This is a genomic window from Azonexus sp. GW821-FHT04F04 (genome assembly GCF_059420025.1).
The window spans coordinates 665,795-677,516 of sequence record NZ_JBWKSX010000001.1; the positions used below are offsets into that span (position 1 = coordinate 665,795).

An 11,722-nucleotide genomic window follows, 5' to 3' on the forward strand; every position below is an offset into this window, starting at 1 on the left:
ATGCCCGGTTTTGCCCGCCGTCCGCTCGCTGTTTTTGTCTGCTGCCTGTTTGTCGGGGCGCAGACCAGCCATGCCGCTGACGACGTGCTGCGTCTGCAGCTTTCGGGCATCAGCTCGATGGCCGAGGCGCCCGAGGAGTCGCCCGAAGTCATGCTGCTGGCGGCTGCCGATGTGCCGCTTCGCCTGCGCCAGGAACGCCGCTTCAATGTGCAGGGCAAGAAACGGCAGGCGTCGACGCCTGCCGTAGTCGGCATCGAATTCCCGGCTGTGCTGAAGAAAGATGACGATTACCCGATGTTCGTCAGCGCCGAACAGATCGAAGGCCAGGCAGAAGATCTGACGGTGGCCGAGGGCAACGTCGAACTGCGCAAGACCGGGTCGCTGATTCTCGCCGACCGCCTGACTTATCGCATGCTCGACGACGAGATCGAGGCCTTTGGCTCGGTGCGTGTGCTGCAGGATGGCACCGAGATCGATACGCCGCATCTGAAGATGAAGCTCGACGAGCAAATCGGCTCGGCCGAAGACGTGCGCTACCGTATTCTCAAGGAAACGCCGAGCAAGTTCTACAGCTCGACGCCGACTATCGTCACGGTTGCCGGCAGCAATGCCAATACCTCCGGCGCGCCGATGATGCTCAACGTCGCCAACAGCTATGGCCTGCCGACGCAGGCGCCGCCGCAGCGCCCGACGGAAGCCAACGGACGGGCCGAGCGAGTCGATTTCGAGGGCGAAAACCAGTACACCTTTTTCTCGAACTCGTTTTCGACCTGCAAGCCGGGCCAGGAAGACTGGTATCTGCAAACCTCGGAAACGCACCTCGATTACGACAACAACGAAGGCACAGCCAAGCATGCTTCGCTGTGGTTCGGCGGCGTGCCGCTCTTCTATTCGCCGGTCGCGTCCTTTTCGCTCAACGGCCAGCGCCGCTCCGGCTTGCTGCACCCGCATTTCTCGACCTCGACGCGCAGTGGCGTCGACTTCACCCTGCCCTATTACTGGAATATCGCGCCGAACTACGATCTGACCCTGTTCCCGCGCTACATGAGCAAGCGCGGTACGCAACTGGGGATCGAGGCGCGCTACCTCGACCACAATTTCCAGGGAACGACCCGGGCCGAATATCTGCCGAATGACGAGTCGCTGAATCGCCAGCGCTACGGCTACCGGATCGAGCACGTACACAATCTCGGGCGCGGGGTGACGGCGGCCATCAACTGGAACGGTGTTTCTGACGACTTCTACTGGCAGGACATGTCATCGCGCCTGCTACAGACCTCATTGACCCAGTTGCCCAAGCAGGTCTCGCTGAGCTATGCGCCGTCGCCCTGGCTGCAGAGCAGCATGCAGGTCCTGCGCTACCAGACCTTGCAGTTGGACCCGACGGTGCCGATCACCCGCCCGTACTTTCTCGAGCCGCAGCTCAACATTACCGGCTACCGGCCGAATGTGCTGCACACCGATCTCAGCATGATCGGCCAGTTCTCGCGCTTTACCCATGTCGACAGCACGAAGATACAGGGCGACCGTCTCGTCTTCTATCCGCAGGTCTCGCTGCCCCTCGTCCATCCGGCCTTCCAGATCACACCCAAGGTCGGCTTGCACATGAGCCATTACGGGTTGAGCAATCAGCTTGTCGGTCAAGAGAGCAGCTTCAACCGCGTTCTGCCAACCTTCACGCTCGATTCGACGGTGATTTTCGAGCGCGAGGGAGACTGGTTCGGCAACGGCTATATCCAGACGCTGGAGCCGCGCCTCTACTACGTGAATATTCCGTACAACGACCAAAGCCAGATCCCGCTCTTTGACACAGCGCTGTCCGACTTCAACTTCGCCCAGATCTTTTCCGAAAATCGCTACAGCGGTTACGACCGGATCAACGATGCCAATCAGTTGACCGCCGCCGTCACGACCCGCCTGCTCGATGGGGAAACCGGTGTCGAGCGGTTCAAGGCCATGGTCGGCCAGCGTCACTATTTCAAGCCGCAGCGCGTTGCGATTACCGGCGAAACGGCGCGCACGGCCGATTTCTCCAATCTGGTCGCTGCGGTCAACGGCCTGGTCGCGCCAAAAACCTATACCGATGTTGCCTGGGAGTACAACTTCCGCGACAACGTCAGCGAACGTTTTTCGGCCGGTGTCCGCTTCCAGCCGGAACTCGGCAAGGTCCTGTCGGCCAGTTATCGCTATACGCGCAATCAGCTGACCAATGATTCGACTGTCGACCAGATCGACGTCGCTGGGCAGTGGCCGATCGCCTCGAAGTGGTATGCCGTCGGCCGCTACAACTACTCGCTGCGCGACAAGAAGACCCTTGAGTCGATTGCCGGTGTCGAGTACAACGCCGGCTGCTGGGCCGTTCGCGTTGTCGGCCAGCGCCTGGCGGCGATTTCCGGCACGCCTAACGACACGCTGTTTTTCCAGCTGGAACTCAACGATTTCGGTAGTATCGGCACCAATCCGATTGGCCTGCTCCGGCGCAGCATTCCGGGCTATGGCAAGATAAACGAGCTGCCCAATAGCAGCAGCCTGCTCACCTCCCAATGAAGACCATGACCTCATTCATTCGTTACCTGCTTGTCCTGATCTGCTGCCTCGGCAGCCTGCTGGCGCATCCTGTGTCCGCCGCGCCGGAGGAACCCATCGAAGCCGACCGTATCGTCGCTGTCGTCGGCGACGAGGTTGTCACCTATTTTGATTTGCGCACCCGCCTCGAAGCTGCCCTCAAGCAGCTGCAGAAGCAGGGAACGCCGCTGCCGCCGCAGGATGTGCTGGAGCGGCAGATGCTCGAGCGCCTGATCATGGAGCGCGTTCAGCTGCAATATGCCCGCGATTCGGGCATGAAGGTCGACGACAACCAGCTCGAACAGGCCATTGGCCGTATTGCTGCCGGCAACAAGATGACCGTGCCGCAGTTCCGCGCCGCGCTCGAAAAGGATGGCGTGCAGTACGCTCAGTTCCGCGAGGAAATCCGTAGCGAAATGGTCACCGTTCGCCTGCGCGAGCGAGAGGTCGACAGCAAGCTGATCATTTCCGACGGTGAAATCGACAACTATCTGGCCAACCAGACCGCCGCTGGCGGCAGTGGTGAGGAATACCAACTGGCCCACATTCTGTTGCGTGCCCCGGAATCGGCCAGCCCCGAGCAACTGCAAAAGCTGCGTCTGCGCGGCGAGCAGGCCCTCAAGCGGGCGCAGGCCGGTGAGAACTTCGCCCAGTTGACCGCCGCTTTCTCCGATGCGCCGGATGCATTGCAAGGCGGCGATCTCGGCTGGCGCGCGCTGGACCGCCTGCCATCCCTCTATGCCGAAGCGGCCGGTCGTTTGCAGGCCGGTCAGATCAGCGAGTTGCTGCGTTCATCGGCTGGCTTCCACATCGTCAAACTGGTCAACAAGCGCGGCGGCAGTGCCCCGGCCTCGGTGCAACAGACCCATCCGCGCCACATCCTGATCCGCATCAACGAGGTGGTCTCCGAAGCCGAAGCGCGGCGCAAGCTCGAGACCATTCGCGAACGCATCGTCAATGGCGTCGATTTTGCCGAGCAGGCCCGACTCAACTCGCAGGACGGTTCAGCCCCCAAGGGCGGCGATCTCGGCTGGCTCAATCCGGGCGATACCGTGCCGGAATTCGAGCGGGCGATGGATTCGCTGAAAATCAACGAACTCAGCCCGGTCGTCCAGTCGCCGTTCGGCATGCACCTGATCCAGGTCATCGAGCGCCGCGAGCGTGACGTCTCGGCCGAACGCCAGCGCGGCGTCGCCCGCCAGGCCCTGCGCGAGCGCAAGCTCGATGAAGCCTACCAGGACTGGCTGCGCCAGCTACGCGACCGCGCCTACGTCGAAAACCGACTCGAAGAAAAGTGATGCCTCCGGTCATAGCCGTGACCAGCGGCGAGCCGGCCGGTATCGGTCCGGAGCTCTGCCTGCGTCTGGCCGGCTATGCAGGCGACGCCCAGCCGGTCATTCTCGGCGACCGCAATCTGCTCGAGGCACGGGCGGCGCAAATCGGGCTGTCGGTCAAGTTTCGTGATTTTCGCCCTGAAAATCCGGTTGAGCGCGCCCCGAAGGAAGCACCCTTGGGGTGTGGAATTCTCGACGTCGTGCACATTCCGCTCGCCGTCGCGTCACAGGCCGGCCGGCTCGATGCCGCCAACGGTCCCTACGTGCTGGCGCTGCTTGATCGTGCGCTGGCCGGTTGCCAGTCCGGCGAGTTCGCCGCGATGGCGACGGCGCCGGTGCACAAGGGCGTCATCAACGACGCCGGCGTGCATTTCACCGGCCATACCGAATACCTCGCCGACAAAACGGGTACCCCGCTCGTCGTCATGATGCTGGCTGGCGACACCGAGCGCGGCCCGCTGCGCGTTGCGCTGGCCACCACGCACCTGCCGCTCAAGGATGTCTCGGCGGCGATCACCGCCGAGGTGCTGGAAAAGACCCTGCGTATCCTGCACGCCGACCTGCGTGGCAAGTACGGTCTGGCCCAGCCGCGCATCCTCGTTGCCGGACTCAATCCGCATGCCGGCGAAGGCGGTTATCTCGGCATGGAAGAAATCGAAGTCATCACGCCCGTGCTCGAAAAACTGCGCGCCGAAGGCATGCAACTGTCCGGCCCCTATCCGGCCGACACGATGTTCACGCCGCCCATCCTCGCCCAAGGCGACGCCGTGCTCGCCATGTATCACGACCAGGGCCTGACGGCGCTCAAGTACGCCACCTTCGGCAAAGGCATCAACGTCACCCTCGGCCTGCCGATCATCCGCACCTCGGTCGATCACGGCACGGCGCTCGAACTGGCCGGTACTGGCAAAGCCGATCCGGGCAGCCTGTTCGAAGCGGTGGCTGAAGCGGCACGCATGGCCACAAGGAAACAATCATGAAGGGTCACGTCGCCCGCAAGCGCTTCGGCCAGAATTTTCTGGTCGACCACGGCGTCATCGCCGCCATCGTTTCGGCGATCAACCCCAAACGCGACGATGTCGTCGTCGAAATCGGTCCCGGTCTGGGGGCGATTACCGAGCCGCTCATGCAGCGTGTTGATCACCTGCATGTCGTCGAAATCGACCGCGACCTGATCGCCCGTCTGAAAAGCCAGCACACGCCGGAACGCATGACCATCCACGAAGGCGATGCGTTGGCCTTCGATTTTGCCAGCATCGGCAAGAACCTCCGGCTCGTCGGCAATCTGCCCTACAACATCTCGACGCCGCTACTCTTCCACCTTGCCGACTACGTCGATGTCCTGCACGACATGCATTTCATGCTGCAGAAGGAAGTTGTCGAGCGCATGGTGGCCGAGCCGGGCAACGCCGATTTCGGCCGCATGTCGGTCATGCTGCAATACCGTTTTTATCTCGAATGGCTGATCGACGTGCCGCCGGAAAGCTTCGATCCGCCGCCCAAGGTCCAATCGGCAGTCGTCCGCCTGATCCCCAAGCCGGTTTCGGAACTCAATGCCAAGAGCCAGGAAAAGCTGTCGCAGGTCGTCCTGACCGCCTTCTCGCAACGCCGCAAAATGCTGCGCAATACGATGAAAGGCATGCTCAGCGACGCCGGATTCGCCGAACTCGGCATCGCGCCGACCCTGCGCCCGGAGGATGTTTCGGTCGAGGACTACGTGCGCATCGCCAACTACCTGACCGCCGGGGCGTAGCGAGAATCCCACGGTCAACCGGGCTTGCTACGGTCAACCGGAAAAAATGCCCAAAATTGAAATGTTCCAGCCCATGAAAAAACCCGCCGAAGCGGGTTTTTTTGCGAACTGGAAAGCGGGTTACTTCTGCGTCGAGCAGGTCTTGATGCCGAGCAGCGTGTAGGCCGGGCACCAGCCCATCAGGCCGGTGGCCAGCGGCACGATGCCGATGTAGCCCCAGACCGGCAGCAGGCCGGCAGCAGTCGCGCCGATCAGGCCGGCGCCAGCAACGATGCGAAGGATTTTGTCGATACCGCCAACATTTGCAGCCATGGTGTGTTCTCCGTTAAGTTAGGTGTACGCCGCCAATGTAACGTTCCGGCCGGGCAGCGTATGTAACCTCGGTCACACAGCAGCGAGTTTTTGCAGACCGGTGCGGTCGGTTACCGTCAGCTGTTCGCGGCCTAGCGTGACCAGGCCCTGCGCGGCAAAACCCTTGAGCAGGCGGCTGACGATTTCGCGGACGCTGCCCAGTTCGTCGGCCAGTTGCTGGTGAGTGACGCCGAGCACGGTTTCGTTGCGGGCCAGGATCAGTTTGGCCAGCCGCTGATCGAGGCGGGCGAAGGCGACTTCCTCAACCAGTTGCATCAGTTCGCCGATGCGGTCGGCGAACAGGTGAAAGACGAAATCGCGGAAGGGCGGATGTTCGACCATCAGCGCGGCGAAGGCGCCGACCGGCAGGGCGAGCAGGGTGAGTGGCGTTTCGGCGATGCCGCGGGCGTTGTAGTCGGTGTGGCCGAGCAGGCAGCTCGATGAAATGATGCATGAGCCGCCGGGCGCGACGCGGTAGAGCATCAACTCGCGGCCGCTGGCCGCCAGTTTGATGACCTTGATGCTGCCTTCGAGCAGTAGCGGGAAACCCTGGCAGGGCTGGTGTTCGGCAAAAACCTGGGTGCCGGCCGGCAGCTGCATGATGGCCTGTGGCGGGAGCAGGGCGGCGAGCCGGTCGGCCGGCAGGCCGCTCAGCGCCGGATACAAATTCAGCACTTTTTCCCGGTTGACCGTGGAAATCATGTTCAACCGCCTATTTCCGCCCACACCGGGGCGTGATCCGATGGTCGCTCCAGCTTGCGCGGGGCGCGGTCGATGCCGGCCGCCGTGCAACTTTCGGCCAGCGGTTTCGAGAGCAGGACATGGTCGATGCGCAGGCCCTGGTTTTTCTGGAAACCGAGCATCCGGTAATCCCACCACGAAAAGGTCTTTTCCGGCTGCTCGAAGAGCCGGAAACTGTCGCTCAGGCCGAGGCTGATCAGGCGCTGGAAGGCGGCGCGTTCGGGCGGCGAAACGAGAATGCAGTCGGCCCAGCGTTTCGGGTCGTGCACGTCGCGGTCGTCCGGCGCGATGTTGTAGTCGCCGCACAGCGCGAGTTTCGGATACTTGGCCATTTCCTCGCCGATCCAGACAGCCAGCCCGTCAAGCCAGCGCAGCTTGTAGTCGTACTTGTCGCAGCCGACTTCCTGACCGTTCGGCATGTAGGCGCAGATGACCCGGGTATCACCGACCGTGCCGCTGATCAGGCGCTTCTGTTCATCCGGAAAATGCGGGTTGCCACAAACGACATCGGCAATCGGTTCGCGGGCGAGCAGGGCGACACCGTTATAGGTTTTCTGGCCGGAGAAGGCGACCTGATAACCGGCCGCCTCGATTTCGGCGCGCGGGAAATTGTGGTCTTCGAGCTTCAACTCCTGCAGGCACAGCGCATCAGGCTTGGCCGCGGCCAGCCAGTCGAGCAGATGGGGCAGGCGAACCTTGAGCGAGTTTACGTTCCAGCTGGCGATCTTCACTTGCTCTCGCCGCTCGTTGTCTTGGCTGCGCTCTTCGGGTAGCCGGCGAGGTCGAGCAGGTTGTTGTAGGCGCCTGCTTCAAAGCCGCGGAAGTTCTGTTTGCCGACCTTGATCGACGGAATGAAAACGTCGCCGACCAGTTGCTTCAGTTCTGCAAAATCTTCCGGCTTCTGCAGCATTTTTTCGGTGAAAGGCGTGCCGCGCCCGGTCAGCAGGTCACGCGCGTTCTTGCACTCGGCGACGCAGTCCGCGGAGGTGTAGAGGGTGACCGGAAACGACTCCATCGCCCGCTTTGTGGCAAAGGACAGGCCATCGCTGGCTTCCGGCTTGCCGCCGAGCTTGGCGACGGCCTTTGCGCTACCAGGCGGGGGCGTGTCCGAAATGACGGTATGGCCGGTCGAGTCGGTCCACCGATAGGTATCGGCCTGGACGCCCGCTGCGGCCAGTGCCAGGCATAAGGGAAGCAGATAACGCATGGTTTTTCTCCCTGAAACGCTTAAGCCGCAATCATACCGCTATGACGAAGCAGTGCATCGACGCTCGGTTCCCGACCACGGAAAGCCTTGAACGACTCGATGGCCGGGCGCGAACCGCCGACCGACAGGATCTCGTCGAGGAAGCGTTTGCCAACGGTGGCATCGAACGGATCGCCAGCCTCTTCGAAGGCCGCGTAGGCGTCGGCCGACAGCACTTCGGCCCATTTGTAGCTGAAATAGCCGGCGCCGTAACCGCCGCCGAAAATGTGCGAGAAGCTGTTCGGGAAACGGTGCCATTCGGGCGGCGTCAGCACGGCGACTTCCTTGCGCACGTCGTTGAGCACGTCCATCACGGTCAACCCGGATTTTGGGTCAAAATCGGAATGGATCAGCATGTCGAACAGCGAGAACTCGATCTGGCGCACGGCCATCATGCCGCTCTGGAAATTCTTGGCGGCCAGCATCTTGTCGAATAGTTCGCGCGGCAAGGTGGCGCCGGTATCGACGTGCGCGGTCATCCCCTCGACCACTTCCCATTCCCAGCAGTAGTTTTCCATGAACTGCGAGGGCAGTTCGACGGCATCCCATTCGACGCCGTGAATGCCGGAAACGCCGAGTTCTTCGCCGCGCGTCAGCAGGTGGTGCAGGCCGTGGCCGGTTTCGTGGAACAGCGTCGTGACGTCGTCGTGCGTGAAAGTCGCCGGTTTGCCGCCGACCGGGCGCGAGAAATTGCAATTCAGGTAGGCAATCGGCTTCTGGATGCCGTTGAGCACCCGACGGCGCGAGCGGGCTTCGTCCATCCAGGCGCCGCCACGCTTGGTTTCGCGGGCGTAGAGGTCGAGGTAGAACTGGCCGACCAGATCGCCGGCCGGTGTTTCCAGGCGGTAGAAACGGACGTCCTCATGCCAGACCGGTGCCGTATCCGGCTTGACCTTGACGTTGAACAGGCTCTCGATGACCTTGAACAGGCCGCCGAGCACCTTGGGCTCGGTGAAATACTGCTTCACTTCCTGCTCGGAGAAGGCGTAGCGGGCCTGCAGCAGCTTTTCGGAAACGTAGGCGGCATCCCAGGGCTGGAAGTCGGCCAGGCCGAGTTCGTCCTTGGCGAAGGCGCGCAGTTCGGCGATGTCCTTTTCGGCAAACGGCTTGGCCTTGGCCGCCAGTTCGCGCAGGAAGGCCAGCACCTGGGCCGGCGTATCGGCCATTTTCGGGGCCAGCGACACTTCGGCGAAGTTGTTGAAACCGAGCATTTTGGCGTCTTCGACGCGCAGTTCCAGCATGCGCTGGATAATCGGCGTGTTGTCCCATTCCGGCTTGCTCGACCCATCATGGAATTCGGCGGCGCGCGTCGCGTAGGCGCGGTACATGCGGGCGCGCAGCTCGCGGTTGTCGGCGTACTGCATGACCGGGCCGTAGGACGGGGCTTGCAGGCTGAAACGCCAGCCTTCGACGCCAGCTTTTTCGGCGGCAGTCTTGGCGGCTTCCTTGGCGTCGTCGGGCAGGCCGGCGAGCAGGGCTTCATCGGTGACGACTTCCGAAAAGGCGTTGGTCGCGTCGAGCAGGTTTTCGGCGAACTTGGCGGAAAGCTGCGACAGCTCTTCCATGATGGCCTGGAAGCGCGGCTTCTGGTCATCCGGCAATTCGGCGCCGGACAGGCGGAAATCGCGCACTTCGTTGTTGACGACCTTCTTCTGTTCGACGCTCAGCGTGGCGTACTCGGCGCTGTCGCGTAGTGCCTTGTATTTCTCGAAGAGCTTGAGGTTCTGGCCAAGCTCGGCGTAGAAGCGCGAGACTTCCGGCAGCATCTCGTTGTAAGCCTCACGCCAGGCCGGAATGTCATTGACCGAATGCAGGTGGCCGACGATGCCCCAGGCGCGACCGAACGGCTCCAGGCCATCGGACAGGGCGCCGGCGAAGTCTTTCCAGGTGGCCGGGGTGGTGTCGGCGGTCAGGCGCTCGATCAGCGCACGGCCTTCGGCCAAGAGCGATTCGATGGCCGGTTTGACATGTTCGGGCTGAACGGTGTCGAAACGGGGGAGATCGGAGAAATCGAGAAGGGGATTGGCGGTCGTCATTTTTATATTCCAGGCAAGAAAAACGGGCGGTCAGGCCGCCCGTTGAATCTGGGGGCAGACCTCCTATTCTACAAGCTCGCGGTAGGCATGCCACGAGGCATGGCCGAGAATCGGCATGATCAGGACCAGGCCGAAGAGCAGGGTAGCGAACCCGAGCAGGGTCAGGCCGACGAGCATGGCCGCCCACAGTAGCAGGGGGGCAGCATTGTGCATGAAGGCGCGCAGGCTGGTCATCATGGCCGTGGCTACATCGGCGTCGCGGTCGAGCATGAACGGTACCGCAACGACGCTCAACGCATAGACGAAAAGCGCCAATACGCCGCCGAGCAGGAACCAGGTGGCGGTGAACGCCAGGTGTTGGCCGTCGAAGAGGATTTCGTTGAGGTAGGCGCTGGCCATCGGCGCCGAGGTGGCGTCGATCAGGGCGAAGGCAACGGCGGAAAAACGTTCCCACACCAGCATGATGAGGGCCAGGATCAGCCCGAAAAAGGCCAGCGACTGACCATTGCGCCGGAAACATTTGAGCGAGTCGATGAACAGGATTTTCTCGCCGGCTTCCGTGCGCCGGCTCAATTCGTAAAGTCCGGCCGCCAGCAGCGGCGCGACGAGGAAAAAGCCGGAGATGGAAACCGAGAGCAGATGCGGGCTCTGGAGCAGGGCGAGGATGATCAGGTCGCCACCAAGCGCGAAGAGCAGGCCATAAGCCAGCGAAGGCAACGGGTTGGCCTTGACGTCCTGCCAGCCAGCGCGCAGCCAGTGCAAGGGGCGATCAGCGGCAATGCGCCGGATATGGGGTAAGGGCACCCCTTGGACATGAAAATCGGAAAGCGGGTTCATGGCAGCCTCCTCTGTCAGGATCACGGACGTTTGACCGGGGGGAAGGGGCGGGGTTCAGTTGAAGGCTGGTCCGGGATCAGCCAGGAGCGGTCAATCGTTATGCGATATGATTGCTGCGTTCAATATCAAGGTTATTTTTAGGATTTCGCACATGTCGGACGACAGAAAAAAATCTCTTAGCCAGTTAATGACCAATTCAACAAAATACATGGGCATCGTGATTATTGGGCTATGTGTTAGCGCATGTTCTGAAAATTGGAAAGAGGAGGTTCAGTTACAGGATGGTCGGATTCTGGTTGTCGAAAGAGAGCTGATTTCGGAGGGAGGAGGGGACGAATGGGCAAGCAACCGTTCAGGCACAAAGCCAAAGGAATATGTCATTAGATTCGTAAATCCAGATCAATCGGGAAAGGAAATCGAGTGGCGTTCGATAAAAAAATCTCCGGAAACTTGGCCTGAAATACCGCTGGTTCTTGACATGGCATCCGGCAAGCCTGTCATCCTTTCGATAGTGGCTATCTCGCCTGGTTGTGAGGTTTATTCAAAATACGTGCATCAGGACGGTCGATGGATTGAAGAGCCGCTCCCCGAACAATTTGCTCAGCGCACAACGAACCTTCTTTTTGGAAGCCACAAAGAAATGCCGGCGCTCGTCAGTTTGAAAGATAAACGCATCAGAAATAACTACGTAGGCGTTAGAAACAAGCACTTGCAGGTAGGTCCAAACCACAAGGTTTGTGGCTAATTTAGCAATAAATGTTGAATTTGCCTTTCTTGGCACCGAACGTCGCCTTCGGGCATAACCCAGCCTCTAAAAAGATACCATCGCCCCCGCAGCTTTTTATTCCCGGTCCTGAAT

11 protein-coding genes are annotated in these 11,722 nt (G+C 61.2%); 5 read left to right on the forward strand and 6 right to left on the reverse strand.

Features of this window, described 5'->3' with window-relative positions:
• Genes AC07TV_RS03235 through rsmA form a run of 4 tightly spaced genes read left to right on the forward strand, consistent with a single transcriptional unit; the run spans window position 1 to window position 5,652 of the window.
• The gene (locus AC07TV_RS03235) at window positions 1–2,547 is read left to right on the forward strand and encodes an LPS-assembly protein LptD (protein WP_494646962.1); all 2,547 of its coding nucleotides are present in this window, start codon (window positions 1–3) and stop codon (window positions 2,545–2,547) included.
• Window positions 2,544–3,863 (forward strand): peptidylprolyl isomerase, encoded by a 1,320-nt coding sequence (locus tag AC07TV_RS03240; protein ID WP_494646963.1) that lies wholly within the window; start codon window positions 2,544–2,546, stop codon window positions 3,861–3,863. The genes AC07TV_RS03235 and AC07TV_RS03240 overlap by 4 nt, the downstream gene beginning before the upstream one ends.
• Complete coding sequence (gene pdxA / locus AC07TV_RS03245; protein ID WP_494646964.1) at window positions 3,863–4,879, forward strand: 4-hydroxythreonine-4-phosphate dehydrogenase PdxA; 1,017 nt, start codon at window positions 3,863–3,865, stop codon at window positions 4,877–4,879. The genes AC07TV_RS03240 and pdxA overlap by 1 nt, the downstream gene beginning before the upstream one ends.
• Window positions 4,876–5,652 (forward strand): 16S rRNA (adenine(1518)-N(6)/adenine(1519)-N(6))-dimethyltransferase RsmA, encoded by a 777-nt coding sequence (gene rsmA, locus AC07TV_RS03250; protein ID WP_494646965.1) that lies wholly within the window; start codon window positions 4,876–4,878, stop codon window positions 5,650–5,652. Before pdxA ends, rsmA begins: the two co-directional genes overlap by 4 nt.
• Window positions 5,653–5,772: 120 nt before the next feature.
• Here the strand turns inward: rsmA and AC07TV_RS03255 are convergent, their stop codons facing one another.
• The 6 genes from AC07TV_RS03255 to AC07TV_RS03280 form a co-directional block, all read right to left on the reverse strand.
• Window positions 5,773–5,964 carry a YgaP family membrane protein gene (locus AC07TV_RS03255; protein ID WP_494646966.1) on the reverse strand — a complete coding sequence of 64 codons (192 nt, stop codon included), beginning with the start codon at window positions 5,962–5,964 and terminating at the stop codon, window positions 5,773–5,775.
• A gap of 72 nt (window positions 5,965–6,036) precedes the next feature.
• The gene (locus AC07TV_RS03260) at window positions 6,037–6,705 is read right to left on the reverse strand and encodes a Crp/Fnr family transcriptional regulator (protein WP_494646967.1); all 669 of its coding nucleotides are present in this window, start codon (window positions 6,703–6,705) and stop codon (window positions 6,037–6,039) included.
• A 2-nt stretch (window positions 6,706–6,707) separates the two neighbouring features.
• A complete protein-coding gene (xth, locus tag AC07TV_RS03265; protein ID WP_494646968.1) occupies window positions 6,708–7,475 on the reverse strand; it encodes an exodeoxyribonuclease III in 768 nt (255 codons plus the stop codon).
• Window positions 7,472–7,951 carry a glutaredoxin family protein gene (locus tag AC07TV_RS03270; protein ID WP_494646969.1) on the reverse strand — a complete coding sequence of 160 codons (480 nt, stop codon included), beginning with the start codon at window positions 7,949–7,951 and terminating at the stop codon, window positions 7,472–7,474. Before AC07TV_RS03270 ends, xth begins: the two co-directional genes overlap by 4 nt.
• Window positions 7,952–7,971: 20 nt before the next feature.
• Window positions 7,972–10,026, reverse strand: coding sequence for a M3 family metallopeptidase (locus tag AC07TV_RS03275; protein ID WP_494646970.1), 2,055 nt, complete (start codon window positions 10,024–10,026; stop codon window positions 7,972–7,974).
• 63 nt (window positions 10,027–10,089) lie between these two features.
• Entirely contained in the window at window positions 10,090–10,863 is a 774-nt protein-coding gene (locus AC07TV_RS03280; protein WP_494646971.1) for a DUF2189 domain-containing protein, read from the reverse strand.
• Between the two features lie 151 nt (window positions 10,864–11,014).
• Between AC07TV_RS03280 and AC07TV_RS03285 the strand changes: the two genes are divergently transcribed.
• Complete coding sequence (locus tag AC07TV_RS03285; protein WP_494646972.1) at window positions 11,015–11,608, forward strand: hypothetical protein; 594 nt, start codon at window positions 11,015–11,017, stop codon at window positions 11,606–11,608.
• The last annotated feature ends 114 nt before the right edge of the window (window positions 11,609–11,722 follow it).